The organism is Pseudonocardia sp. OZ21, from assembly GCF_059359135.1.
Genome location: NZ_JCADBN010000002.1, coordinates 287,615 through 313,117 on the forward strand (window position 1 = coordinate 287,615; position 25,503 = coordinate 313,117).

19 protein-coding genes are annotated in these 25,503 nt (G+C 72.3%); 11 read left to right on the forward strand and 8 right to left on the reverse strand.

Annotation, left to right across the window (positions count from 1 at the left end):
• Window positions 1-155: 155 nt before the first annotated feature.
• The 4 genes from AC5L35_RS05030 to AC5L35_RS05045 all read right to left on the reverse strand — a co-directional run bounded on the left by AC5L35_RS05030 (window position 156) and on the right by AC5L35_RS05045 (window position 3,696).
• A complete protein-coding gene (locus AC5L35_RS05030; protein WP_495058348.1) occupies window positions 156-1,139 on the reverse strand; it encodes an antibiotic biosynthesis monooxygenase in 984 nt (327 codons plus the stop codon).
• Window positions 1,140-1,408: 269 nt separating this feature from the next.
• Entirely contained in the window at window positions 1,409-1,690 is a 282-nt protein-coding gene (locus AC5L35_RS05035) for a hypothetical protein (RefSeq protein WP_495058349.1), read from the reverse strand.
• A gap of 80 nt (window positions 1,691-1,770) precedes the next feature.
• On the reverse strand, window positions 1,771-3,024 hold the full coding sequence (gene fmdA, locus AC5L35_RS05040) for a formamidase (protein ID WP_495058350.1): 1,254 nt from the start codon (window positions 3,022-3,024) through the stop codon (window positions 1,771-1,773).
• A 27-nt stretch (window positions 3,025-3,051) separates the two neighbouring features.
• On the reverse strand, window positions 3,052-3,696 hold the full coding sequence (locus AC5L35_RS05045) for an AmiS/UreI family transporter (RefSeq protein WP_495058351.1): 645 nt from the start codon (window positions 3,694-3,696) through the stop codon (window positions 3,052-3,054).
• A 530-nt stretch (window positions 3,697-4,226) separates the two neighbouring features.
• Between AC5L35_RS05045 and AC5L35_RS05050 the strand changes: the two genes are divergently transcribed.
• Window positions 4,227-4,550 (forward strand): DUF3099 domain-containing protein, encoded by a 324-nt coding sequence (locus AC5L35_RS05050; RefSeq protein ID WP_495058352.1) that lies wholly within the window; start codon window positions 4,227-4,229, stop codon window positions 4,548-4,550.
• A gap of 75 nt (window positions 4,551-4,625) precedes the next feature.
• On the opposite strand, the gene AC5L35_RS05055 is transcribed toward AC5L35_RS05050, so the two are convergent.
• From AC5L35_RS05055 to AC5L35_RS05065, 3 genes are all read right to left on the reverse strand, one after another.
• Window positions 4,626-8,768: a Pls/PosA family non-ribosomal peptide synthetase gene (locus AC5L35_RS05055; RefSeq protein WP_495058353.1), complete on the reverse strand. Its 4,143-nt coding sequence runs from the start codon at window positions 8,766-8,768 to the stop codon at window positions 4,626-4,628.
• Between the two features lie 479 nt (window positions 8,769-9,247).
• Window positions 9,248-9,613 (reverse strand): STAS domain-containing protein, encoded by a 366-nt coding sequence (locus AC5L35_RS05060; RefSeq protein ID WP_495058354.1) that lies wholly within the window; start codon window positions 9,611-9,613, stop codon window positions 9,248-9,250.
• A 424-nt stretch (window positions 9,614-10,037) separates the two neighbouring features.
• A complete protein-coding gene (locus tag AC5L35_RS05065; RefSeq protein WP_495058355.1) occupies window positions 10,038-11,279 on the reverse strand; it encodes a PucR family transcriptional regulator in 1,242 nt (413 codons plus the stop codon).
• A 118-nt stretch (window positions 11,280-11,397) separates the two neighbouring features.
• Between AC5L35_RS05065 and AC5L35_RS05070 the strand changes: the two genes are divergently transcribed.
• The 8 genes from AC5L35_RS05070 (at window position 11,398) to AC5L35_RS05105 (ending at window position 20,834) form a co-directional block, all read left to right on the forward strand.
• Complete coding sequence (locus tag AC5L35_RS05070; protein WP_495058356.1) at window positions 11,398-12,336, forward strand: squalene/phytoene synthase family protein; 939 nt, start codon at window positions 11,398-11,400, stop codon at window positions 12,334-12,336.
• Window positions 12,333-13,244: a presqualene diphosphate synthase HpnD gene (gene hpnD, locus AC5L35_RS05075; protein WP_495058357.1), complete on the forward strand. Its 912-nt coding sequence runs from the start codon at window positions 12,333-12,335 to the stop codon at window positions 13,242-13,244. The genes AC5L35_RS05070 and hpnD overlap by 4 nt, the downstream gene beginning before the upstream one ends.
• Entirely contained in the window at window positions 13,241-14,629 is a 1,389-nt protein-coding gene (gene hpnE, locus AC5L35_RS05080) for a hydroxysqualene dehydroxylase HpnE (RefSeq protein WP_495058358.1), read from the forward strand. The genes hpnD and hpnE overlap by 4 nt, the downstream gene beginning before the upstream one ends.
• Window positions 14,626-15,654: a polyprenyl synthetase family protein gene (locus AC5L35_RS05085; protein ID WP_495058359.1), complete on the forward strand. Its 1,029-nt coding sequence runs from the start codon at window positions 14,626-14,628 to the stop codon at window positions 15,652-15,654. The genes hpnE and AC5L35_RS05085 overlap by 4 nt, the downstream gene beginning before the upstream one ends.
• Window positions 15,654-17,576, forward strand: a complete 1,923-nt coding sequence (gene shc, locus AC5L35_RS05090) for a squalene--hopene cyclase (RefSeq protein WP_495058360.1) — start codon at window positions 15,654-15,656, stop codon at window positions 17,574-17,576. The genes AC5L35_RS05085 and shc overlap by 1 nt, the downstream gene beginning before the upstream one ends.
• Entirely contained in the window at window positions 17,573-19,069 is a 1,497-nt protein-coding gene (gene ispH, locus AC5L35_RS05095; protein ID WP_495058361.1) for a 4-hydroxy-3-methylbut-2-enyl diphosphate reductase, read from the forward strand. The genes shc and ispH overlap by 4 nt, the downstream gene beginning before the upstream one ends.
• Before the next feature lie 2 nt (window positions 19,070-19,071).
• Window positions 19,072-20,076: an adenosyl-hopene transferase HpnH gene (gene hpnH, locus AC5L35_RS05100; protein WP_495058362.1), complete on the forward strand. Its 1,005-nt coding sequence runs from the start codon at window positions 19,072-19,074 to the stop codon at window positions 20,074-20,076.
• A gap of 101 nt (window positions 20,077-20,177) precedes the next feature.
• The gene (locus AC5L35_RS05105) at window positions 20,178-20,834 is read left to right on the forward strand and encodes a VC0807 family protein (RefSeq protein WP_495058363.1); all 657 of its coding nucleotides are present in this window, start codon (window positions 20,178-20,180) and stop codon (window positions 20,832-20,834) included.
• 23 nt (window positions 20,835-20,857) lie between these two features.
• Here the strand turns inward: AC5L35_RS05105 and AC5L35_RS05110 are convergent, their stop codons facing one another.
• A complete protein-coding gene (locus AC5L35_RS05110; RefSeq protein ID WP_495058364.1) occupies window positions 20,858-21,985 on the reverse strand; it encodes an MGDG synthase family glycosyltransferase in 1,128 nt (375 codons plus the stop codon).
• A gap of 59 nt (window positions 21,986-22,044) precedes the next feature.
• On the opposite strand from AC5L35_RS05110, the gene AC5L35_RS05115 reads away from it, so the two are divergent.
• A complete protein-coding gene (locus AC5L35_RS05115; protein WP_495058365.1) occupies window positions 22,045-24,531 on the forward strand; it encodes a wax ester/triacylglycerol synthase domain-containing protein in 2,487 nt (828 codons plus the stop codon).
• Window positions 24,532-24,555: 24 nt separating this feature from the next.
• Complete coding sequence (locus AC5L35_RS05120; RefSeq protein WP_495058366.1) at window positions 24,556-25,497, forward strand: DMT family transporter; 942 nt, start codon at window positions 24,556-24,558, stop codon at window positions 25,495-25,497.
• Window positions 25,498-25,503: the final 6 nt, after the last annotated feature.

Sequence of the window (25,503 nt, forward strand, 5' to 3'; positions counted from 1 at the left end):
GCGGGGGCGTGGAGAACAGCCACGTGCCGCCGGCCAGCCAGGCGTCCCCGGGCCGCCACTGGTGCCGCGGCACGTCCCGGCGGCGGATCACCTCGGTGACGGTGTGCAGATCCATGACGTGGCGCCGCGTCGCTGAGGTGTCGCGGGCCGGGAGGTCACGGGAGCTTCCAGAAGTGGTCGGTCACCAGGAAGAAGACCACGGCCCAGACGACGTTGACCGCGATCGCCGCCCCGAACCCGATCAGGTTGGTGCGGGGTTGCGGAGCATCCTCGGCCGGCCAGAGCCACCAGCGGAACAACCGGTTCCCGTAGCGCGGCATCGTCAGGTACGTCATCACGAAGCTCGACAGGAGATTGCCGACCAGCAACGACTGCCACAGCGGCAGCCCGGGCAGCAGCGTCGCCAGGCCCAGCGTCAGCACCATCGCCGTCGGGTAGAGCCCGACCCACACGACGACCGCCGACTTCACATTCGACGGCGGCGCCACCTCCTGCCCGCGTTCGTCGAACGCGAACCAGTTGCCGAAAGAGTTGTCGATGGTGCGGAGCTGGAAGTTGTCGAACTGCTTGCCCTCGTCGAGCAGCTTCTGCCGGCGACCCGACGTCAGCCACTGGTCGAGCGTCGCCGCGGAGTCGAATCGGTACAGCGTGGTCCACTCGTCCTGCAGTCCCTCGATCGGCCGGAAGATCTCGGATCCGCGAAAACCGGGGAACTCACACTCCGCGGCGGTGACATGTTTCTGCCACTCGAGGAACGCAGCGGTGTCCTCCTTCTTGACGCGGTGCGTCACCACGACCGTGACGAGCGCATCGCCGGAATCCTCCCCGCGGGTGAGCACCTGCTGCGTCGCCGGCCCGTCGAAGTACCCGGCGCCCCGGTCGAGGAAGTCCTGGCGGGTCGCGCTGTTCAGCCAGCTCTGGAGGTGGTCGAGGGAGTCGAACCGGTAGACCACGATCCAGTCCGGCTGCACCGGGGTGGGCGGCGTGATCGTGGCTCCGAGGAACCCGGGATAGGTGCCCGCCGCATCGTTCACATCGTTCTGCCACGTCTGGAACGCGTCCCGGCAACCGTCCCGGACCCGTTGGCCGATGATCACCGTCGCCAGTTCGTCGACGGCCTCGTCACTGGCTGTCGCCATTCTCATCACCCCCTCGGGGCAATCCTTCGCCCATTTCAGGCCCATCAGCTCCCGAGGGTTCCCATCAGCACTCCGGAAGCCCCTCCATCGCCCCGATCAGTGACGAAAAGCGCTACGGAATGATGGCTCTTCGAGCGATGCGCATACCCGTCTACTCGGAGCTACGGACAGGGCGTTACCGCAGTTTCCCGAACGTGATCCGCCCGGTGACCGGCCACGAAAAGGACCGATCATGGCGAGGAGCGCCGCATTCCCGGGCACCGCGACGATCAGGGGTCGTCGCGGCGCTCGCCGGGGTGCTCGGTGTCCTCGGCGAGCGCGTCGTCGGCGAGCGCGTCCTCGGCGAGCGCGTCGTCGATGAGCCGCTCCAGATCAGCGAGGTTGTGCCGGCGCCCGTCGGTGCGCAGGACGACGACGCCGTCGTCGTCCACACCGGCCTCGGCGAGCGCCTCCGTGATGTCGTGGGCGGCGAGCAGCGCCTCCTTGCCGAACCGGTCGTACGCGAGGTGCTTCGGGTGGACCTCGGGCTGCTCCGGGGGGTCGTCCGTCATCCGGGCCTCCAGATCACACCGGCCGGGCGGCCCGCGCGCCGGTGGGGCGCACGGGCCACCCGTTCTTCAGGCGGCGACGCTCACGACGTCATCGCGCACTGCCCGCGGTCCTGCATCACGGGTCCGCTCGCCGACGGCTTCAGGTCGAAGTCGAAGATCGCGGTGGGCAGGTAGAGCGAGCAGCAGGCGTTCGGGATGTCGACGACGCCGCTGACGCGGCCCTCGATCGGCGCCGAGCCCAGCAGCAGGTAGGCCTGCTCGCCCGAGTAACCGAACTTCTTCAAATACTCGACCGCGTTGAGACACGCGTTGCGGTAGGCCATCGTGGCGTCGTTGTAGAGCTGGGTGTCGGTCGTGTGGTCGACGCCGATACCGATGAACGTCACGAACTCCGAGTAGCGCGGCTCCACGTTGCCCGGCATCAGGATCGGGTTGGTCGTCACCCCGTAGGTCTCCATCCCGCCCTTGATGACGTCGACATGGAAGTCGATGAAGCCGCCCATCTCGATCGCGCCACAGAACGTGATCTCCCCGTCGCCCTGGCTGAAGTGCAGGTCGCCACCGGAGAGCATCGCCCCGGAGACGTGCACCGGGTAGAAGACCCGGGAGCCCCGGGTGAAGTTCTTGATGTCGTGGTTGCCGCCGTTCTCCCGGGCGGGCACCGTCCTCGCGCCGTCACGGGCGATGGCTCCCGCCACGTCTCCCTCCGCCGTGCCACCCAGCGAGTTCGCCTCCAACGGCGGGAGCGCGAGCGGCGGTACGCGATCCGGATCACGTTCGATCAGTGCGCGCTCCCGGCGGTTCCAGCGGTCCAGCAGCTCAGCGGACGGGGCGGTACCGAACAGGCCGGGGTGCGTGATCCCCGTGTAGCGGACCCCCGGGATGTGTCGCGAGGTCGCGACCTGCCCGGCGAAGTCCCAGATCGCCTTGTACGCGTCGGGGAAGTAGTCGGTCAGGAAGCCGCCACCGTTGGCCTTGGCGAAGATCCCGGTGTAGCCCCACCCCTGGCCGGGGGCGTCCCCGTACTCCTGCGGAGCTTGCACCGGCCCCAGGTCGAGGATGTCGACGACGAGGAGGTCTCCCGGCTCGGCGCCCTCCACCGCGATGGGCCCGCTCAACATGTGCGCCTGGGTCAGGTCGACGTCACGTATATCGTTCGCCGAGTCGTTGTTGCCGATCTGACAGTCGGTCCACTCGCGGCACTCCACCCGGATCTGCTGTCCCGGCCGGACCGTCACCGCGGCGGGCACATCCGGATGCCACCGGTTGTGCCCCGGGACCGCCTGGTCGCGCATGGACTTGGACTGGTCGACGGTGAACACCACATCGGGCATGGTGGATCTCCTTCCGGATCGGATCGGTCACCCCGTCGCCGCGGGGACGGACGGGGCGGGCTTGGTCGGGACCGGAGCGCGGGGCGCGCGACGGCGATCCCACACGAACAGCGCGCCGAACACGACGACGCCGCCGATGGCGAGGCCGAGCGCGATGGCGTCCGGGTTGCGCCACAGGTTGGTGAGCAGCAGATAGGCCGGGATCGCGCCCGTCACCCAGCCCTGGATGATCGTCACCCAGCCCGTGTAGCGCGTGAGGGACTCGCGTTTGAGGCCGAGTACCACGAAGAACAGTGCCCACAGGAACGCCCAGTAGAGCCAGATGACGCCGAAGGGCCGGTCCCCGAGTATCTGGAAGTTCGCGTACGAGTACCCGACCGCCGTGATGGCCACGAACAGCGAGAACCACCCGACGCCGGTGGTGTCCAGCCCCGCCAGGAGCCCGATACCGACGTAGAGGTAGGTGAAGCCGAACAGGTACAGGCCCGACGCCGCCAGGATCACCTGCGGATCACCCGCGGCAGTGAAGATCAGGTACGTCGGGGTGACGACCTGCAGAGCACCGACGAAGAGATTCATCGGCGCAGCCGCTTTACCGTCGACGGCCCCGACAAGCAGCAGGCCGTTGATGAACAGCACCGCTCCGACGTACAGCAGACCGACAATCGCCATCTTGTCCTCCTTGCTGCGCCCACGTCCCGGCGGCGTGGCGGCCGGGCGTCTGTCAGTGCAGCGGTAGCGCGGTGGGTCGGAGGACGGTGCCGGGGCGGCGACGGGTGGCCGGCGCACTCGCCGCTACCACCGCACGGACGTCCCGGCCGGCCTCCTCGCGCAGCCGGTGCCGGACGAGGCCCTGGACCGTGAAGGTGGGTGACGGCGGGTGCCGGCGCCGCAGTGGCCGCCGGCCGGTGGTGCGCGCCGCTCCGGCCGAACTTCGAAAGTGCAGCGACCCATGGGCCGCACTCCGGGCAGCGGTACTGGTGTGCCGCCGTCATGTCTCACAGCTGTCCGGGACCTCCCGAACCAGCTCAGATTAGGACGGCGCCCACAGCCCGGGATAGCGCCGAACGGAGGTGGGAATGGTGGCATTTGCCCTGATCGGAGGCGTTCTACTGCGTGCAGGCGGCGGTAGGGAGGACGATGATGGGCACGAGAACGGTCCGTTGTGCAGAGTCCTCCGGGACTGCCAGGAGGCAGCCGCAATGTCCACCAGGCCGCAGGTCATCACCGACGCCGCCCCGTCCTTCCACGACGAGCAGGCCCGGCGCCGCCGCACCTACGTGATCCTCATGGTCGTCCACATCGTCGGCTTCGCCGCGTCGTACCCGCTGTACCTCTGGACGCCGGTTGCCGGGGTCGTGGCCGTCGTGCTCACCGGCGTCCTGCCGTGGGTCGCGGTTCTGCTGGCCAACGACGCCGGCCGCCGCGGGGGCAGACGGCAGGGCGTCGGCACGAGGAAGCGCAGTCTGCCGCCGTCGACGACGGGCGGTGCTCCTGACGTCGTCGTACCGCACGAGGCCCCCTGACCTGCGGCCGGCCCGGGCACACGACGACGGCGGCGCCGATACCGGCGCCGCCGTCGTGGTCGTGCGGGATCCGTGTCAGGCGGCGACGGCCGATGGTCCGGTGGCCGGTGCTGCTGGAGCCAGGGGAACCACCGGGGCGGCCGCGGCCGGAACCTCGGGCCGCAGCTCCGTGGCCGGGTTGCCTCCCCACCGGGTGAACGGCGCCGTCTCCTCGCCCTTGATGAGGAAGGCGTCGGCGTCCAGCTTCGTGCCGTCGCCCATCGTGACCCCGTAGTGGACGAAGGACGCCACGCCGAGGACCACACCCGCGCCGAGGGCGGTGCGGTCGGACTTGAAGGTGCCGTCCTCCAGCGAGTGGCACTGGATCACGCTGAGGTTGTTGAGCACGGCGTCGTCCCCGATGCTGACCAGGGTCTTCTCCGGGATGCCGCAGCCGTCGTCGAAGACCCGGCGGCCGATGCGCACACCCAGCAGGCGCCACTGGAGGTTCCGGAACGGGGTGCCGGGGAACAAGGGCGCCGCCAGAACCTTCCAGAGCCGCTCGTGGCGCCAGAAGTACGGGTCGTAGATCGAGACGAACCGCGGGACGAGCGACCGGAACCCCGTCGCGGCGCGCTCCGCCAGCGTCACGAAGAGGATGTTGAACACCACGGCCGCGACGAGGCCCACGGCGGTGGCGGCCGCACCGAACCGGGAGTAGAAGGTCGCGGCGACGGTGGTGATCACGATCAGTGCGAAGAACTGCACCCACCGGACCAGCAGGTACGTGGCCATGCCGGCGACGTTGTGCCGGTTCTTGGCGGCGAGGCGACGGCGCAGGACCCCCGGAGCCTTCAGGTGGTCGAACTCGCTGTCGCGGGCGACGCTGCGCGGGATCTCGAAGGGCGGCGAGCCGAGCAGGCCCACGTTCTCCCGCACCGGGCCGTCGATCGGCACCATGACCTTCGTGCCGAGCAGGACGTTCGTGCCGATCTTGGCGTCGGCCGGGTAGACGATGTTGTTGCCCATGAAGTTGCGCTCGCCGATCGCGATCCGCGACATCCGGAAGGAGCTGCTCGAGTAGTCGACGTTCCGGATCGCGAGACCGTCGGCGATCATCGTGCCGGTCCCGATGGTGGTCATCAGCGGCGAGTCCTGCTGGAGCTCGGTGCCGAAGTTCGAGCCGGTCTGCTCCACCACGGACAGGTCGTAGCCGAGGCCACGGGCGTATCCGACCGCGCCGGAGCTGTCCCCGAACATCCTCGTGAAGAACTGGGAGTTGCTCAGCCGGGTGATCACCGCCGCGACGACGTGGTGGAAGCCGTAGAGCCGGTAGGTCCGGTCCGGGCGGACCAGCGGGCTGAGCAGCCGCGGGACGACGACCATCACGGCGAGGAGCAGAGCCAGCACGCCGAAGAACACGATCGCCGAGAGCGCCGCCATCGACAGGTAGAAGGAGGCCCCTGCGAGCGACGCCACTGTGGGCTGGAAGAGGGTGTCGACCCCGGGAACCGCGATGAGAAGGGTGATCACGGCGCCGAGCACCGCAGGCACCAGCAGCAGAGCGCCCACCAGCTGCGCCGCGCCGTAGACGAACCGGCGCAGGGTGGCGCGGGGGTGCGGCTCGACGGTCCGGTAGTTGGTGGTGGTGGGCTCGGCCGGGACGCCGTGCCACCGCTCCCCCGCCGGCACGGTCTGCCCGGAGTGCAGCGACGAGGAGTGCCCGAGCTGTGCGGCGTCGCCCATCTCCGTGCCGATCTCGAGCACGCTCGACTCGCCGACGAAGACGTCACGCCCGAGGGTTACCTTCCCGGTGCGCAGGACACCGCTGGTGGCGTGGTAGCCGCTGAACGAGACGCCGCGACGGATCAGCGTGTCCGAGCCGATGCTGATCAGGTCCGTGGCCACGGGGACGGTGCGCGACATGATCGTGGTGCCGCGGCCGATCTTCGCGCCCAGCGCCCGCAGGTACAGGTTGTAGAGCGGGGACCCGGCGAACAGCACCAGCGGGTCGATCTGGATCAGCGTCTTGACGAGCCAGAAGCGGACGTAGCCGAGGCTCCACAGCGTGATCTCGCGTTCTTTCCAGCGTCCCATCAGGGTCCACTTGGCCAGGATCGGCAGCAGGCAGGCCGCCACGAGCAGCCCCACGGTGAGGAGGGCGGAACGGCCGTAGACGTCCAGCTGGGTGGCGCCCGATGACGACCACGAGAACCCGCGGTCCACGACGAGACCGCTGAGGTAGCTGAACGCCAGGAACACCAGCAGCTGCAGCGCACCGGTCATCACGTAGCCGGCGGTGCTGGTCCGCACGACCGTCTCGGTCGAGGGGGCGGCAGCCACCGGCGCCACGTCACCGAGGGTCGCGGCCAGCTGCCGGACGGTGGGGTGGCCGTATATCTCGCGCATCGACAGCCCGGGAATCGCGGACTCCTTGCGCACCCGCGCCGAGAACTGGGCCATCAGCAGGGAGTTGGTGCCCAGGTCGTCGAAGAAGTCGTCCTCGACCGAGACCTGCTCGACGCCCAGGGTCCGCGCCAGCGCGGCGGCCAGGATCTCCTCGGCCTCGGTGGCGGGCGCCACGTGCTCGTTCGCGGAGGTGGAGCGCCGCGTGGTGGGCGCGGGCAGGGCGCGGCGGTCCACCTTGTCCTGGGGGGTCATCGGGATGGCCGCGAGCTGCTCCAGGTACGCCGGCACCATGTAGGCGGGCAGGCGCTCCTTCAGGTGCGCGGTGATCTCGTCCGGGTCGAGCGTGGCGGTGTCGGTGCGGAGGCTGTAGTAGCCCACCAGCTCCTTGGTGCCCGGCGTCGGTTCGAAGGTGTCGACCACGGCCGCGGCCACCCCGGGCACCTGCAGCAGCACCGACTCGATCTCGGTGAGCTCGATGCGGTAGCCGCGGATCTTGACCTGCAGGTCGATCCGGCCCATGTACTCGATCTCGCGCTCGGCGTTGACGCGCCCGAGGTCACCGGTGCGGTAGATGCGGTGTGAGGGGTTGCCCGGGATGTCGAGGAAGTCGGGGATGAACGCCTTCGCCGTCAGGTCGTCGCGGTTGAGGTAGCCCGCGGCCAGGCCGACGCCGGCGATGCCGATCTCACCGATCTCGCCGTACGGGAGGGCGCGGGAGGGGTCGTCCCGGTCCAGGATCACCGTCGTGTAGGTGGGCAGCGGCTGCCCGATCGTGACCGGCCGGTCGGGGTGCAGCGTGGTCCAGGTGGCGGTCACGGTGGCCTCGGTCGGCCCGTACACGTTGAGGAACCGCCGCCCGGGCTTGTGCCAGCGCGCGATCAGGTCCTGCGGGCACGCCTCACCGGACACCAGCAGGAAGCGCAGCAGCGGCAGGTCCTCCTCCAGCGTGGCCAGCAGCGTCGGCACCACACACATCGCCGTGACCCGCCGCTCGGTCAGGAACTCGTGCAGGTCCAGCCCCAGCAGAGTCGAACCCGCCGGCTTGGGCACCAGCGTCGCACCCGCGACCCACGGCACCCAGATCTCCTCGACCGAGAAGTCGAACGCGATCGTCATGCCCTGGTACACGCGGTCCTGCGCGGTGATCCCGTAGACCTCCGCGGCGACCCGTACGAAGTTGCAGATGCTCGCGTGCTCGATCGCCACGCCCTTGGGCCGGCCGGTGGTGCCCGAGGTGTAGATCAGATAGGCCAGATCCTCCACCGGCTCACCCCGCTCGCCGACCGAGAGCCGAGCCGCACTCTGCTCCGCAATGGCGTCGGCCGCCCGATCGACATAGACCAGACCGGGCGCGAAGTCCTCGAGCCCCTCGACGCGATCCCGAACGTGCGACAACGACAGCACCATCCGCACACCGGCATCGGAAAGGATGTAGGCGATGCGGTCCGGCGGAAATGCCACATCCAAAGGCACGTACGCGGCATTGATCTTCAACACCGCCAGCATCCCGATGTAGGAATGCACGGCCTGGTCGAACAACAACCCGATCCGGTCGCCCGGCCGCGCCCCGTTCGCCAGCAGGTACCGGGCGAGGCGGTTGGCCCGCTCGTCGAGGTCGGCGAAGGTCAGAGTGGTCTCACCGGCGTCGACGGCCAGGTGGTCGGCGTGCCCGGCGGCCCGCATCCCGTCGACCCGCTCCTCGAAGACCTGATCGAGACGCTCGCCTCGAAAGGTCCGGGATTCCTGCGCGTAGTCGGCAGCCACCAGCACAAGACCCGGACGCGGCCCCGGGCTGGGCATCGAACCGGGTTCCTGCAGCAGCGTGCTCACGATTTCTCCTCGAACTTTCCTGACTAAGGGCGCGCGGAGGCCCGCCGGGTATCACCCGACGACTCCACATGTGGAGGAGCTGAGAAAAGCTGGGATCGGCGATATGTGTGCTGACCCACACCGGCCGGGATCCCGGTGAAACTGTCTCCCACCTACTACTACGGATCCAACGGCCGACCGGTTCGGTGAATTCCCGATTGTGTTCGACCCGGAGCCGCGTCGGATTCACGAGATTCTCCGGGCAGCAGCGCACCCGGATGCGCCTGCGCGGGCAGGACAGCCACGGGGCGCAGGTGTCGGCCGAGCGTGGCCGGCCCCGTCGCGCGGTGCCGGCGCAAACGCCACCGGCGCCGCGTCAGCGGCGCCGGTGGCTGTCACCCATGTCGTCGAGCGGGCAGGCTGTGCCGAACCGTGGCGGCCTGCGTAGCCGGCCCGCATCCCCGTCCGCCGCGTGCTGGGTCACACGCGACGGCCGATCGTCATCCCGCGGTGGCGCTCTCCCGCGGCTCGGCGCTGGAGAGCACGTCGAACAGGCGCTTCACCGGACGGCTGGCCCCGGCGAGGTGCAACGGCGGAAGCTCGTTGCGGGCGCGGCGCCGAGCACTGGCGGCCAGCGGCTCCATCCCGTCACTGTCGGCGAAGGTGACGGCCGACAGGTCGACGTGCGAGGTGAGCGGGAAGATCTCCAGCAGCCGCAGCGCCTCGTCGAGCAGGTCGGCGCTGGACATGTCGAGCTCCCCACCGACCAGCAGATGCACGCCGTCGTGGCGGTCGACCATCCGCCACCAGCTGGGCAGCGTGCCCGGGTCGCTCGCGAGGTAGGCAGACGAAGAACGTTCGAGCACTGCTAGTCCTTTCCCCAGGTCCGACCAGCGGGAGCACCGCGGCGCGGCTGGACGGCCGCCCCCACGGCCGGCGCCGTCGGCACACGGGGCAGGCCGACCGGCCACACCCCCGACCGGCCCGGCCGGATTCTCGGTCCTGCCACCGCCCACACCCCCCAAAACGGATATTGGTGACGGTTCCCTACCCGCCCGCAATACATGTTGCTTCAACCGTACGACGGTAGAACGGCTGAGCGCCCGGAAAAGATGGCAGGTGTCGCGCCGGTTACATGTGATAGCGGCGACGCCGAGCCCGTTCAATGATCGGCTTTTCGTAAGCTTTCCGAAATGCTGCCGGAACGTTGGTCCCCGCTTTGCCGACAAAAGGGGCGAAACCCTGCCGTCGACATCCGGACAGGGCGGGCGGACGGAGCAGCCGGCGGGGTCAGCGACCCGGCACGGTGGAGTCCGGCGCCGCCAGGCCGACCGGACTCGGCCCGACCGCTCTCGGTGCCGGCCGGGAGGGTTGCGGCGGACCCCACGCCAGTGCGAGGACGAGCTGGGCCCGTGTGCTGGGCGAGTCGAGATCGTCGCCGAACAACTCGTGCAGCTTCGCGAGGCGGTAGCGGACCGTCTGCGGGTGCACGTGCAGCTCCGCGGCGATGGCCCGCCGGTCGCCCATGTGCCGCAGCCAGGCGAGCAGCGTCTCGGACAGGCGCTCCCGCGACGCGGGCGAGGAGGTGGCGAGCGGGCCGAGCACGCGGGCCCGCAGCGCGTCGAGCAGGCCGGCGTCGCGGTGCACGATGATCGCGTCGAGGTGGTCGGCGGTGAACACGGGGTCGTCGACCAGCACCCCGCAGCGCTGCAGCCGGGCCGCTGTCTCGGCGATGTGCAGGCTGGCCGGTAGCCGGTCCGCCGTGACGGCCACGCCGACGACCGCCCGGGTGCCGCGCAGCACCGTCGCCAGCCTGCGCAGGTTCCGGTGCGACGGGTTGGGCACGATCGCCCCGAGCAGCGGCGGGCGGCTGAAGACGATGTTCGACGGGTCGAGCCGGGCGAGGGCCTGGTGCGCGGCCGGGCTGTCGGGCTCCACGAGGACCACGGCCATCTCGTCGGGCAGGGGCCACTCGGCCCGCTCCGCCGCCGCCTGGACGGCGGCCCGGTCGGCGCGGTCGGACAGCAGCAGCCCGACGAGCTCCTCGCGCAGCCGCTCCCGGGTGACCGCCGCCTCGGACTGCTCGAGGACGTAACCGCGGGCCGAGGACGAGGAGAGCTTGTCGACGAAGAGGAAGACCGCCTCGGCCAGCGCCGCGACGGTGCGGGGCTCGACGTCGTGCTCCACGGCCACGGTGGACACGTGGCGCCAGAACACCCGCGCCCCCATCTGGTAGGCCGACAGCAGGGTGGTCAGGTCGTTGCCCTGCCGCCACTGGATACGGCCGATCTGCTCGAACAGCTCACTCTCGACCCCGCCGTCGGTGTTGCTGCTCGTGACCAGGGTGACCAGCCGGTTCAGCGCCGCGTCCGCCGCGACCCCGACCTCCGCCCTGTTCGCCGCGAGGAACTGGGCATAGTCGGGCCAGTCCTCCTCCAGTGCCAGGCGCACTTCGTCCAGCAGCTCGGGCAGCCGCTCGACGAGCGCCGGCACCAGGCCGGCCAACGAGGGATCTGGAACGTCCACACACATCTTCTACGCCTGTCCGGGCGTATCCAGCGCCCGAGTTGTACGAGATTGACAAAATCGCACCTAAATAATTAACCACAGATGCGCAGAGACCGCGGCAGTTCCCGGGCAACATCGGCTCATGCGCGAATCGCGGTCGGCACAGGGTGCGTCCGCCGTGCCGCCACGCGGTGCCGAGGCGCGGCTCCGGCAGGCCGAACAGGCCGAGAACTTCCCGGTCGCACTGCGTGTCCTGCCCGCCAGGGTGCGCACCCGGTTACAGACGATCTACGACGTGGTCCGCATGATCGACGACCTCGGTGACGAGGCCGCGGGCGACCGGGTCGCCGAGCTGCACGCCTTCGCCGACGACCTCGGCACGGTCTGGTTACCCGACGGCACCGGCCCCCGGGCGCCGGTGCTGCGCCGGCTGGTTCCGGTCGTGCGCGACGGTGGCCTGCCGCAGGAACCGTTCGACCGGCTGATCGCGGCCAACCTCCAGGACCAGCAGGTCATGCGGTACCGGACCTGGGACGAGCTGCTCGGCTACTGCGCTCTGTCGGCCGAGCCGATCGGCCGGCTCGTCCTCGCCGTGTTCGAGGTCGACGCTCCGCCCGGCGGTGCCGTCGAGCGCGCCGCCGACCAGGTCTCCACCGCGCTGCAGCTGCTGGAGCACTGGCAGGACGTCGCGGAGGACCGCGACCGGGGGCGCGTCTATCTCCCACTGGAGGACCTCGACCGCTTCGGAATCACCAATACGAGCGATGTCGCCGGCGATGCCGTCGGCGAGGATCGACACGACCAGGGCGATCTGTGGTCGGCCAGCGCGTCACCCGCGCTGCGCAGACTGATCGCCCACGAAACCGCTCGCGCCGTGGCGTTGCTCGACGAGGGTGCCGCCGTCGTGAGGACCTTGCACGGCTGGGCCCGCCTCGCCGTCGCCGGCTACGTGGCCGGTGGCCGCGCCGCGGCCGACGCGTTGCGTCGGGCCGAATGGGACGTGCTGGCCGGCTCGCCGGCGGCCCGGCGGCGCGACGTCATCCGTCACCTCGTCCCCGAACTGATCCGGAGTGCTCTGTGACCCCGCCACGGACCCCCCTCGACGACGCCTACCAGGCGTGCGACGCCATCACCCGGCGGGAGGCCCGCAACTTCTACTACGGCATCCGGCTGCTGCCGCCCGCGAAGCGCTCGGCGCTCTGCGCGGTGTACGCACTCGCCCGGCGGATCGACGACATCGGCGACGGGGACCTGCCCACCGCGCAGAAGGTGACCGCGCTGGCCGACGTACGGCAGTCGCTGCGCAGGCCGCCGGACCCGGCCGACCCCGTACTGGTCGCGGTGACCGACGCGGCGACCCGGTATCCGATCCCGCTGGGGGCGTTCGACGAGCTCGTGGACGGCGTGGAGGCCGACGTCGCCATGGACGCCCGGTCCGACACGGCGGCCTGCTTCTACGAGACGTTCGACGACATGGTCGGCTACTGCCGCTGCGTGGCCGGCTCCGTGGGGCGGCTGTGCCTGGGCATCTTCGGCTCCCGCCCGGACCCGGAGGCCGCCCGCTACGCCGACGTGCTGGGCATCGCGCTGCAGCAGACCAACATCCTGCGCGACATCCGCGAGGACCTGCAGCACGGTCGGATCTACCTGCCCCGCGCTGAGCTGGAGCGCTTCGGCGTCGAGCTGGTCCTCGACGAGCACGAGGTGCTGGTCGACAAGACCGGCGGCCTGGCCGAGCTGATCACGTTCAGCGCTGAGCGGGCCCGCGGGTGGTACGCCGAGGGCCTGCAGCTGGTGCCGCTGCTCGACCGGCGCAGTTCCGCCTGCGTGACCGCGATGTCCGGCATCTACCGCAAGCTGCTGGAGGACATCGCGGCCGACCCGCCCTCGGTCTACCACCAGCGCCGGTCGCTCTCGGGCTGGCAGAAGGCCGCGGTGGCGGCACGGGCGTTGTCCGGACGCGCGCCGGTGGGAGCCGGCACCTCATGAGTGCTCCTGTCCGGGTCGGGGTGGTCGGCGGCGGTCTCGCGGGGATCGCGGCCGCGCTGCGCTGCGCCGATGCAGGCTGTGCCGTGACGCTGCTGGAGTCGCGCCCGCGGCTGGGCGGGCTCGCGTCCTCGTTCCGCCGGGGCGACCTCGACGTCGACAACGGTCAGCACGTGTTCCTGCGCTGCTGCACGGCCTACCGCGAGCTGCTGCAACGCCTCGGGGTCGCCGACCTGGTGACGCTGCAGGACCGGCTCGACATCCCCGTGCACGTCCCCGGGCGACGGCCCGGCAGGCTGCGCCGGTCCCGGCTCCCTGCGCCCCTGCACCTCGCGGGGGCGCTGCTGCGTCACCGCCCGCTCACGTTCGCCGACCGCCTGCGACTGCCCGGGGCGGCGCTGGCGCTGCGCAAGGTCGACCCCGCCGACCCCGCGACCGACGCCGTCAGCTTCGGCCGGTGGCTCACCGAGCACGGCCAGAGCCGCCGGGCCATCGAGGCGCTGTGGGACCTGGTGGGGGTGGCGACGCTGAACGCCGGGGCGGACGCCGCGTCGCTCGCGCCTGCCGCCACCGTCTTCCAGCTCGGGCTGCTCACCGACGCGGCGGCGGGTGACATCGGCTGGTCCCGGGTGCCACTGGGCCGGCTGCACGACGACGCGGCCGGACGCGCACTGCGCGCGGCCGGTGTGCAGGTCCGCACCTCGACGAAGGTCCGCGCGCTGGGGCGGACGGCGGACGGGTGGCAGGTCAGCTCGGAAGGAGAGGGCGAGAGGGTGGAGGAGACCGTGGTCGATCAGATGATCTGCGCCGTGCCGCCCGCGGCAACGGAACGGCTGGTGCCCGAGGGGGCGCTGGACCTGCCGCCCGGGTGGTCCGAGGCGCTGGGCAGCTCGCCGATCGTCAACGTGCACGTCGTCTACGACCGGCGGGTGCTCGACGTTCCGTTCCTGGCGGCCGTCGGCACCCCGGTGCAGTGGGTCTTCGACCGCACGGAGCAGTCCGGGCTGCGCCGGGTGCACCCCGCGCCCGCGCAGTACGTCGCGGTGTCCCTGTCGGCTGCGGACGACCTGATCCGCACGCCGACGGCCCGGCTGCGGGAGCGGATGCTGCCTGCGCTGGCGGCACTGCTGCCCGCTGCCCGCGACGCGCGGGTGCTCGACTTCTTCGTGACCCGGGAACCGCACGCCACGTTCCGGCCGGCGCCGGGCACCGGCGCGTTGCGCCCGCTCCCCGGCACCAGGGCGGCCGGTCTGTTCCTCGCCGGGTCGTGGACCGCCACCGGGTGGCCCGCCACGATGGAGGGCGCGGTACGCAGCGGGAACGCCGCGGCCGACGCTCTGCTCGCCACCGCGGGCACGCCGGCGCGCACGGCAGGGGTCGCGACATGACCGCCGTCACTGCCACCGACACCGCCACCGCCGTGCTCCGGCGGTGCCGCGAGATCGTGACCCCCGCGCTGCAGGCGGCCGTCGCCCGGCTCGATCCCGCGAGCCGCGAGCAGGCGTCCTACCACCTGGGCTGGACCGAGCTGGACGGCTCGCCCGGCAACGGTGGCGGCAAGGCCGTGCGGCCCGCGCTCGCGCTGCTGTCGGCCGAGGCGGCGGGCGCGACGGCCGCGGCGGGCCTGCCCGGTGCGGTCGCCGTCGAGCTGGTGCACAACTTCTCACTCCTGCACGACGACCTGATGGACGGTGACACGGAGCGCAGGCACCGGCGCACGGTGTGGGCGCAGTGGGGTGCCCCCTCGGCGATCCTCACGGGGGACGCCCTGCTCGCGCTGGCCGTCGAGGTGCTCCTGGAAGCCGAGTCACCGCACGCGGCCCGGGCGGCCTGGCTGGTCACCGGCACCACCCGCGAGCTGATCCGCGGCCAGGCCGAGGACATCGCGTTCGAGCGGCGCACGGACGTCGCGGTGGAGGAGTGCCTCGCGATGGCCGCGGGCAAGACCGGCGCGCTGCTCGCCGTGAGCGCGGAGGTCGGGGCGGTGCTCGCGGGCGCCGGCCCTGCTCTCACCGCGGCGCTGCGCACCTACGGCGCAGAGCTGGGGGCCGCGTTCCAGCTCGTGGACGACCTGCTGGGGATCTGGGGCGACCCCGCAGTGACGGGCAAGCCCGTGCTGTCGGACCTGCGCTCGCGCAAGAAGTCGCTGCCGGTGACCTACGCCGTGCACCACGGCGGGGCGGCGGGGCGGGACCTGGGGCGCTGGCTCGCCGGAACCGGCACGGACACCGAGCCCGAGCTGCGCCGGGTGGCCGCCCTCGTCGAGTCCGGCGGGGGCCGCGACTGGGCCGCCGCAGAGGCGCGCAGGCGGATGTCGCTCGCCGAGAAGGCCCTCGGTTGCGTCGAGCTTCCCGACGCCACCCGCGCCGAGCTCGTCGCACTCGGCCGTCACCTCACCGACCGGGAGTTCTGATGACCCTCACCGCGCCGGAAACCACCTCACGCAGTCTGCACTCGGCACTCGACGCCGCGGTCGGGTTCCTCCGGTCCCAGCAGGACGAGCAGGGCTGGTGGAAGGGCGAGCTCGAGACGAACGTGACGATGGACGCCGAGGACCTCCTGCTGCGGGAGTTCCTCGGCATCCGCGAGGACCAGGAGACCGAAGAGGCCGCCCGCTGGATCCGCTCCCAGCAACGGGCCGACGGCACGTGGGCGAACTTCCGTGGCGGTCCCGGCGACCTCTCGACCACCGTCGAGGCCTGGGTGGCGCTGCGGCTGGCAGGCGACTCGCCAGACGCCGAGCACATGCAGCGCGCGCAGAAGTTCGTGCTCGCGTGGGGCGGGGTGGAGAACAGCCGGGTCTTCACGCGGATCTGGCTCGCGCTGTTCGGGCTGTGGTCGTGGGACGACCTGCCCGACATGCCGCCGGAGATGGTGTTCCTGCCGCGCTGGTTCCCGCTCAACGTCTACGACTGGGCCTGCTGGGCCCGCCAGACCGTGGTCCCGCTGACGGTCGTGGCCACCCTGCGGCCTGCGCGACCGCTGCCGTTCGGCATCGACGAGCTGCGCTGCCCGCAGGAACGGCTCACCCCAGGGCAGCGGCAGGCCGCCCGGCCGCGCCAGGCCGCGCTGTGGTCCTGGGCGGGGGCGTTCCAGTGTCTCGACAGGGTGCTGCACCGCTACTCCCGCCGCCCGATTCGGCCGCTGCGCAGGCTGGCGATGCGCCGCGCCGCCGAGTGGGTGCTCGCCCGCCAGGAGGCCGACGGCTCCTGGGGCGGCATCCAGCCGCCGTGGGTGTACTCGCTGCTCTGCCTGCACCTGCTCGGCTACCCGATGGACCATCCCGCCATGAAGGCCGGCATCACGGGGCTCGACCGCTTCCTGATCCGCGAGCAGACGCCCGAGGGGTGGGTCCGCAGGCTCGAGGCCTGCCAGTCACCGGTGTGGGACACCTGTCTGGCCGTCACGGCCCTGCTGGACGCCGGTGTCGCTCCCGACGACCCCGCCGTGGTGCGCGCCGCGGACTGGATGCTCGTCGAGGAGGTCCGCGTCACGGGCGACTGGGCGGTGCGCAGGCCGCACGTGGCGCCCGGCGGGTGGGCGTTCGAGTTCGACAACGACGGCTACCCGGACATCGACGACACGGCCGAGGTCGTGCTGGCGCTGCGCCGCGTCGCGCACCCCGAGCCCGCGCGGATGCGCGCGGCGATCGACCGCGGGGTCGACTGGACCGTCGGCATGCAGTCGCGGGACGGCGGGTGGGGGGCGTTCGACGCCGACAACACCCGCGAGCTCATCACCAAGCTGCCCTTCTGCGACTTCGGCGCCGTGATCGACCCGCCGTCGGCCGACGTCACCGCCCACGTGGTGGAGATGCTCGTGGCCGAGGGACTCTCGGGGTCGCAGGCGTGCCGCCGCGGCGTCGCGTGGCTGCTGGCCGCCCAGGAGCAGGACGGGTCGTGGTTCGGCCGGTGGGGGGCCAACTACGTCTACGGCACCGGCGGGGTCGTCCCGGCCCTCATCGCCGCCGGGGTGCCCGAGTCGTCGCCCGCGGTCCGGGCCGCGGTGCGCTGGCTGGAGATCCACCAGAACCCCGACGGCGGCTGGGGCGAGGACATCCGGTCCTACGCCGACCCGACCTGGTCGGGACGGGGGACGTCCACCGCGTCCCAGACGGCGTGGGCGCTGCTCGCGCTGCTCGCGGCCGGGGAGCACTCGGACGCCGTCGAGCGTGGGGTGCAGTGGCTGGTCGACACGCAGCTCGACGACGGCTCGTGGGACGAGCCGGAGTTCACCGGCACCGGGTTCCCCGGCGCCTTCTACATCCGCTACCACCTGTACCGCATGGTGTTCCCGGTCTCGGCGCTCGGCCGGTACCTGGGCGGACGACGATGACCACCCCCGTCGTCTGCACGCCACTCCGGGTGGAGCGGGCAGCCATCGGCGCGCCGCTCGGCGCCGCCGAGGTCCGCCACACGGGGTTCGGCCCGCGCCGGGCGACCGCCGCGGCCACCGCACTCGGTGCGGCCGGGCCCCGCCCCGTCCTCGTCGTCGGGGTCGCGGGCGCGCTCGACGGCCGCCTGCGGCCCGGTGACCTCGTGGTCGCCGACGAGGTGCGGCGCGACGGGTGCGACCCCATCCCGGTGCCGACCGCGGCCCCACTGGCGGCGGCACTGCGCCGGCGCGGGCTGCGCGTCCACGTCGGCCCGGTGCTCTCCAGCCCGGTCGTGGTCGACGGGGCCCGCCGCGCCGAGCTCGCCCGCAGCGGCGCGCTGGCCGTCGACACCGAGTCGGCCTGGCTCGCCGCCGGGGCGGGCGGTGGACCGTTCGCCGTGGTCCGCGCCGTGGTCGACACGCCGTCGGCGGCCCTGTACCGCCCCGGCACGGTCGTGCGCGGGGTGGCGGCGCTGCGGTCCCTGCGCCGCGCGGCGCCTGCGCTTCGCGAATGGCTGGCCGCCACCGGGCCGCGCACCGTCGAGCTCGCCGAGCCGCGGTCGTTCTGCGCGGGGGTCGAACGCGCCATCGAGGTCGTCGACCGCGCGCTGGCCCGCTTCGGGGCGCCCGTCTACGTGCGCCGCCAGATCGTGCACAACGCCCACGTGGTGCGCGGGCTGGAGAGCCGCGGGGCGGTGTTCGTCCAGGAGGTCGAGGAGATCCCCCGCGGGGCGGTCGCCGTGCTCGCCGCCCACGGGGTGACCCCCGCGGTACGCGACCAGGCGAGGGTCCGCGACCTGTCGGTGATCGACGCGACCTGCCCGCTGGTCGCCAAGGTGCACACCGAGGTGCGCCGGTTCTCCGACCGCGGCAACACCGTGTTCCTCATCGGCCACGCCGACCACGAGGAGGTCGAGGGCACCGTCGGGGAGGCGCCGGACGACGTCGTCGTGGTCGAGGACGTCGCCGCCGCCAGGACGGTGCAGCCGCGCGACGCGGCCCGGGTGGCGTACGCGATGCAGACCACGCTCGCCGTCGACGAGGCCGAGGAGATCGCCGACGTGCTGCGCAGGCGTTTCCCCGGCCTGGCCGGCCCCCGGCGCGACGACATCTGCTACGCCACCACCAACCGCCAGCGCGCGGTGCGCGCCGTCGCCGCAGGCGCGGATCTGGTGCTGGTGGTCGGCTCGCCGAACTCCTCCAACTCGCGCCGGCTGGCGGAGGTCGCCGGCCGCGACGGCGTGCCTGCCCACCTCGTCGACGACGTCGGCGAGCTCGACCTGCGCTGGCTCGCCGGCGTGCACCGCGTGGGCGTCACCGCCGGTGCGTCCGCGCCCGACCACCTCGTCGACGACGTGGTGTCCTGCCTGTCCGGTCTCGGACCGGTGACCGTCACGACGGCCACCACCGGGACCGAGTCCATCTCATTCACCCTGCCCAAGGAGGTGAGCTGACCATGCCCATGCCCATGCGCCAGTCCATTCGACTCGCCACGTACCTGATGAAGCAGAAGATCAAGCGGGTGGAGAAGTTCCCGCTCCTGGTCGAGCTGGAGCCGCTGTTCGCGTGCAACCTCAAATGCGCGGGCTGCGGGAAGATCGAACAGCCCGCGTCGCTGCTGAAGCAGCGCATGTCCGTCGAGCAGGCGGTCGGCGCCATCGAGGAGAGCGGCGCCCCGATGGTCTCCATCGCAGGCGGCGAGCCGCTGATGCACAAGGAGATCGACGAGATCGTCCGCCGGCTGCTCGACCGCGGCAAGATCGTCTTCCTCTGCACGAACGCGGTACTGCTGCCCAAGCATCTGCACCGGTTCACCCCGCACAAGAACTTCGCGTGGATGGTGCACATCGACGGCCTGCGCGACCGCCACGACGCCTCGGTGTGCAAGGACGGGGTGTTCGACCAGGCGGTCGACGCGATCAAGCTGGCGAAGGAGAAGGGGTTCCGGGTCAACACGAACACCACCTTCTTCAACACCGACACGCCGCAGGACGTGATCGACGTCCTCGACTACCTCAACGACGAGCTCGGCATCGACAACATGCAGATCTCGCCCGCCTACGCCTACGAGAAGGCCCCGGACCAGGAGCACTGGCTGGGCGTCGAGCAGACCCGTGAGCTGTTCCGCAAGGCCTTCGACGGCGGCAGGCGCAAGAAGTGGCGCCTCAACCACTCCCCGATCTTCCTCGACTTCCTCGAGGGCAAGGTCGACCTCGCCTGCACGGCGTGGGCGATCCCGTCCTACTCGCTGCTGGGCTGGCAGCGCCCCTGCTACCTGCTCGACGACGGCTACGTGCAGACCTACAAGGAACTGGTGGAGGACACGGACTGGTCGGCCTTCGGCCGGGGCAACGACCCGCGCTGCGAGAACTGCATGGCCCACTGCGGGTACGAGCCGTCAGCGGTCTTCGCAACTCTCGGCTCGCTGCGCGAGTCACTGCGCGCCGCAGCGGGTACCTGAGAGAGGGGGAACCGGTCACAACCGGACGATGAGCCCGTTATCGCCCCGTTACCGGTGTCAGTACACTGCTTGCACCTCGCAGCCAGCCGGAGAGGCAGAGCATGCTGCAACACCGCATTACGGTCCATCTTCCCCCGGTCGGGTCGTTGTTACGGCACGCGGGCATCCCGCTGCTCGAGTCGACACTGATCCCGCTGGCCCTGTTCTGGGTGCTCTTCACGCAGGCCGGCTTCGACGCCGGGCTGTACGCCGCCCTGGGCTGGTCCGGGCTGGCGATCAGCCGCAGGCTGGTCATGCGCCAGCGGGTCCCGGTGGTCCTGCTCATGAGCACGATGCTGCTGGTCGTGCGCACCGTGGTGGGCCTGTGGACGGGCAGTGCCTTCCTCTACTTCCTGCAGCCCACGGTGCAGAACTTCGTGTTCGCGGTGGCGTTGCTGGTCACCCTGGGCTTCGAACGTCCGCTGCTGGCGAAGCTGGCCGACGACTTCTGCCCGTTCCCGGAGGCGCTCACCGGGCACCCGCGCATCAAGCGCTTCTTCAAGCGTGTGTCGCTGCTGTGGGCGTGCGTGTTCCTGGTGAACGGCGCCACCACGCTCGCCGTGCTCGCCACGCAGACCGTCGGCAACTACCTCGTGGTCTCCACCGCCGGGTCGTACTCGATGGTGGCGCTGGGCATCGGGCTGTCGCTCTGGTGGTTCCGCCGGTCGCTGGCCGGCGAGGGCATCCGGCTGCGGATCGGCGCACCCGCCGCGGCCTGACGCCGCCGCGCCCCGCCCCCCGGTCAGACCCGCAGGGCGAGCGCGCTCAGTTCCTCGTCGAGCTCCGCGCGGCCGAACTCGGCCGCGCGGGCGGCCAGTTCAGCCCGCTCGCCGGGCTGCTCCCGGAGCCTGCGCACTGCCGCGGTCACCTCCGCGGGTGTCGGGCAGACCACCCCGAGCCCGGCCGCCGCCGTCATCGCCGCACCGGCCCGCCCGTGGCCCGGGATGGGCGCGGCGAACAGCACGGCGCGCCCGACAGCCAACGCCTCGGTCGCGATCACCCCGCCCGCCGTGGTCACCACGAGGTCGGCGGCGGTGATCTCCTCGGCCACCCGGTCCGTCCAGCCGCGGGCGACCAGCCGCTCGGACGGCAGCCCGCGGGCGAGCAGCGTGGCCCGCAGCCGCTCGTTGCGGGCACACAGGACCACCGCCTGCACGTCCTCCCCACCGGCCAGTACCGCGTCCACCACCCGCTCGAGGCCGCCGAAGCCCAGCGACCCCCCGGTGACCAGCACGACGAACGCGTCCGGGCGCAGGCCGCCGGCGGCCCGGGCCGCCAGCGGGTCACCCGGCCGGAAGCGCCGGTCGACCGCCGCGGGCACCACCCGCACGTCCGCCAGCGGAGCGACGACCCGCGCCTGCTCCTGGGAGGCGGGCAGCAGCGTCCAGGTCTCGTCGAGGTCGGGCCACACCCAGAACGGGTGCACGGCCACGTCGGTCACCACCGCGACCGCGCGGCCCGGCAGCCGTCCCCGCCGCCGCAGCCAGGCCAGCCCTCCGGAGATCATCGGGTAGGTCGAGACCACGAGGTCGGGGGACGCCGCCGTCAGGATCGGCTCGATCGACCTGCCGATGCCGCCCGCGGACATCGCCTTGAACACCTCGGCGGCCTTCGGGAACCGGACCAGCAGGTCGTAGCCCACCCCGTAGAGCCGCGGGACGAACCGCAGGGTCAGCCGGTAGGAGACCCGCAGCAGCGCGTCCCGCGACCCGCGGCCGGTGCTCTCGACCTCGAGCACCTCGGCGTCCGGCCAGAGCGTGCGCATCCGCGCCGCCAGTGCCCGCGCGGCGGCGACATGCCCCTCGCCGACCGGCGCGGAGAGCAGCAGCACCCGCGCGGGGCCGCCCGACACACCCGCTCCTTCTTCCACATGCGCACGCTAGCGCCGCATCGACCCCCCGGAGGGGTGGCATGAACACGGACACCCCCATGACCACGACCACGCGGCCCCACATCCGGCCCGGGGCGGCCACGGACACCGGCGTCACCGCCCCGCGACGGGTCCTGCTGGTCACCGGCGGCATCGGCGAGGGCCACCACGCCGCCGCCCGCGCCGTCGAGGAACGGGCCCGGCGCGCGTGGCCGGGCGTCGAGGTGGTGTGGACCGACACCCTCGACGGGATGGGCCGCGGCACCGGTCCCGTCTTCCGGGCGATCTACGCCGGCTGCATGCGGCGGTTCTCCTGGCTCTACGAGCTGTACTTCTGGCTGCTCTGGCACGTGCGCCCGTTCCGCGCAGGCACCCGGGCGGTGATCGGAGTCTGGAGCGGCCGTGGCCTCGCCCGGCAGGTGGCCCGCCACTCCCCCGACCTCGTCGTGGCCACCTTCCCCGAGGGCATCACCGGCCTCGGCCGGCTGCGCCGCCGCGGCAGGCTGCCGATGCCCGCCGTCGCCGTCATGGCCGACCCGGCGCCCCACCCGCTCTGGGTGGACCCCGGCCTGGACCTGCACCTGGTCTCCACCGGCGCGGCGGCGGCGCTGGTGCACCGCGCCGCCCCGGGCGCGCGGGTCCGGGTGGCGGCCCTGCCCGTCTCGAGCCGGTTCACCCCACCGCCCGTCGAGGCCGCACGAGCGCGCCCGCAGGTGTACGTGTCCTGCGGCTCGATGGCGTTCGGCGACGTCGCGGCGGCCTGCTCGGCCGTCCTCGACGCCGGAGCGGACGTGCTCGTGAGCAGCGGTCGCAACACCGCGGTGCGGCGCAGGCTGCTGGAGATCGGCCGCGCACACCCGCGCGGGGCGGCGATGCGGGTGGTCGACTGGGTCGACGACCCCGCCGCGGCCACCCGGGACTGCGACGTCGTCGTGGCCAACGCCGGCGGCGCCACCACACTCGAGGCGCTGGCCTGCGCACGCCCGCTCCTGCTGTTCGCTCCGATCGCCGGTCACGGCCGCGCGACCGCCGCGCTGCTCGCCGGTGCCGGGCTCGCCCGCGTGTGCCCGGCACCCGCCGACCTCACGGCGGCGCTGGCCGACCTCGCCCGCGACGGCCAGCGCGAGGCCCTCGTCGAGTCCCTGGTCGCCCGCCTCGCCGGCACCGACCTCACCGCCGACGTCGCGGCGCTCGCCGACCTCGACGCGCACCACCGCATCACGCAGGGCACCCCGGGCCCGCGGCACCCGCGGGTGCGCTCCCAGGACGCGCTGTTCCTGCACGCCGCAACGCCCGAGGTACCCCAGCAGGTGGGCGCACGCATCCTCATCGAGGACCCCGCCTGCCGCGACGACTGGCCCGATGCCCTGGCCGGGCTGATCCGGGACCGGGTCCCGGACATCCCGCTGCTGCGCCGCCGCCTGCTGCGCCCCCGGCCCGGACGGCCGCTGCGCTGGCTCGTGGACGACACGCCGGACCCCGCCCGGCACGTGCGGCCCGGCATCGTCGAGATCGCAGCCGACGGCACCTCCCCCACCTGGGACGAGGCCCTCACGGCGTTCTTCGCCACGGTGGTCGACCCGGTGACGACCGGGTGGGAGCTGCAGGTGGCCCGCGACCGGGCGGCGGGCGAGATCGCCGTGCTGGCCAAGGTGCACCACGCGCTGGGGGACGGGCTCGCCGTCACGGACGCGCTGATCCGGCTGCTGAGCAACGAGATCACACCGGCCACCCCCGACCGGTCCCGGAGCGCCTCGGACGAGCCGGGCGGCGTGGCCCACCGGCTGCGGCGCGCCGCCGTCGTCGTCCGGGGGGTCGCCAGTCTCGCCCGCGCCGGTGGCGCCGGGGCGTCACCGCTGGCAGGGCGCATCGCCGGCACGGCCCACCGGCGCGCCGGCGTGTGCCTGGACGGGGCCCAGGTCCGTGCGGCGGCGCGGGCGCACGGCGTCGGCACCACCGTGCTGCTGCTGGCCGTCGTGGCCGAGACCCTGCACACGCTGCTCACCGAGCGCGACCCGCAGGCCGTGCCCACGGCGGTGCGCACCATGGTGCCGATGACCACCCGCACCAGCGCCACGGTGGGCAGCCGCGCGCTGGGCAACCGCACCGCCGCCGTCTCGATCGACCTGCCGACCGGCCCGATGTCCCCGGCCGAACGCGTCGCGCGAGTGGAGAAAGCGCTGGCAGCGGGCTCGTCGGCCGGTCAGCCCGATGGCGCGGCCGCGGTGCTGCGCGTGCTCGGACTGCTACCGTGGCGGCTGCAGGCCCAGCTGGTGCGCCTGGCCTATGGGCGGCGGTTCTTCCACGCACTGGCCTCGGTCATGCCGGGCTCGCGGCGCCCGTTGCACTCGCGCGGTGGCCTGATCCGCGAGGTCTACCCGGTGCTGCCGCTGGCCGACGGGGTGGGATTGGCCATCGGGGCGCTCCACTGGGGCCGCACCACAGCGATCGGAATCACCGCTGATCCTGGGCTGATACCCGAGATCGGGGGAATTCCCGACCGGGTCAGGGCGTCGTTAAGCGCTGTGCAGGGTCATGGCGACTGAGGGGGCTGGGGGCTGGAGGTGGTGATGGACTCGGGAACGGCGTTGGTGATCGCGGTGCCTGCCGCTGTGCTGGGCGCTGCCGGGTTCGGGCTGGCCAGCGCCGCGCAGCAACGGGCGACCCACGAGGTGGCGGTCGCTCCGACCCTGAGCCCGCGGCTGATCGTCGAGCTGCTCGCACGTCCGATGTGGCTGCTCGGACTGGTGGCCACGATCGTCGCCCTCGCCCTGCAGATCGTCGCGCTGGCCTTCGGGCCGCTCGCGGTGGTGCAGCCGCTGCTCGTCACCGGGGTCGCCTTCGCCTCCGTGTTCGCCGCGCTGATGAACGGGCGGCGCCCCGACGCGCTGATCCTGCTCGGTGCGCTGCTCTGCGCGGCCGGGCTGTCGGCGTTCCTGCTGCTGGCCCGGCCCACGGAAGGCAGCGCCGACGCCGACTTCAACCTCATGGCCGGGCTCCCGTTGGCGATCGCACTGGCCGTGCTGGTGCTCGGCTGCGTGCTCTACGCGGCCACCGTGGAGCACTCGTCGCGGGTGCTCGCTCTGGCGCTGGCCACCGGCGTCCTCTACGGCGTCACCGCCGGACTGATGAAGGTCATCACCGGACAGCTACGGGTCGGGCTGGACGAACCGTTCCGCCACCCCGTCCTCTACGTGGTCTGCATCATCGGCCCGATGGGCTTCCTGCTGAGCCAGAACACGTTCCAGGCCGGGCAGCTCGTGGCACCGGCCGTCGCCGTGATCACGAGCGTCGACCCGGTGATCGGCGTCCTCATCGGCGTGAGCTGGCTCGGCGAGCGACTGGACAGCTCCCCCTCGCTGCTCATGGGCCAGTATCTCGCCGCGGCCGTGGTCATCGGCTCGATCGCGCTGATCGCCGTACGCGGCCACCACCTGCTGCAACGCCGCGAGTACACGACCCCCAACAACTCACTCGTGATGCGGCGCGGCGCGGGACCCGTCACCCGATGACCTGCT

What these genes read in the sequence shown, in the direction of transcription:
- AC5L35_RS05115 (WP_495058365.1), top strand. Translation starts at nt 22,045, where the DNA reads ATGACCACGACCACGCGGCCCCACATCCGGCCCGGGGCGGCCACGGAC.
- AC5L35_RS05120 (WP_495058366.1), top strand. Translation starts at nt 24,556, where the DNA reads ATGGACTCGGGAACGGCGTTGGTGATCGCGGTGCCTGCCGCTGTGCTG.
- hpnH (WP_495058362.1), top strand. Translation starts at nt 19,072, where the DNA reads ATGCCCATGCCCATGCGCCAGTCCATTCGACTCGCCACGTACCTGATG.
- AC5L35_RS05050 (WP_495058352.1), top strand. Translation starts at nt 4,227, where the DNA reads ATGTCCACCAGGCCGCAGGTCATCACCGACGCCGCCCCGTCCTTCCAC.
- AC5L35_RS05070 (WP_495058356.1), top strand. Translation starts at nt 11,398, where the DNA reads ATGCGCGAATCGCGGTCGGCACAGGGTGCGTCCGCCGTGCCGCCACGC.
- ispH (WP_495058361.1), top strand. Translation starts at nt 17,573, where the DNA reads ATGACCACCCCCGTCGTCTGCACGCCACTCCGGGTGGAGCGGGCAGCC.
- AC5L35_RS05085 (WP_495058359.1), top strand. Translation starts at nt 14,626, where the DNA reads ATGACCGCCGTCACTGCCACCGACACCGCCACCGCCGTGCTCCGGCGG.
- hpnE (WP_495058358.1), top strand. Translation starts at nt 13,241, where the DNA reads ATGAGTGCTCCTGTCCGGGTCGGGGTGGTCGGCGGCGGTCTCGCGGGG.
- shc (WP_495058360.1), top strand. Translation starts at nt 15,654, where the DNA reads ATGACCCTCACCGCGCCGGAAACCACCTCACGCAGTCTGCACTCGGCA.
- AC5L35_RS05030 (WP_495058348.1), bottom strand. Translation starts at nt 1,139, where the DNA reads ATGGCGACAGCCAGTGACGAGGCCGTCGACGAACTGGCGACGGTGATC.
- AC5L35_RS05045 (WP_495058351.1), bottom strand. Translation starts at nt 3,696, where the DNA reads ATGGCGATTGTCGGTCTGCTGTACGTCGGAGCGGTGCTGTTCATCAAC.
- AC5L35_RS05065 (WP_495058355.1), bottom strand. Translation starts at nt 11,279, where the DNA reads ATGTGTGTGGACGTTCCAGATCCCTCGTTGGCCGGCCTGGTGCCGGCG.
- fmdA (WP_495058350.1), bottom strand. Translation starts at nt 3,024, where the DNA reads ATGCCCGATGTGGTGTTCACCGTCGACCAGTCCAAGTCCATGCGCGAC.
- AC5L35_RS05035 (WP_495058349.1), bottom strand. Translation starts at nt 1,690, where the DNA reads ATGACGGACGACCCCCCGGAGCAGCCCGAGGTCCACCCGAAGCACCTC.
- AC5L35_RS05105 (WP_495058363.1), top strand. Translation starts at nt 20,178, where the DNA reads ATGCTGCAACACCGCATTACGGTCCATCTTCCCCCGGTCGGGTCGTTG.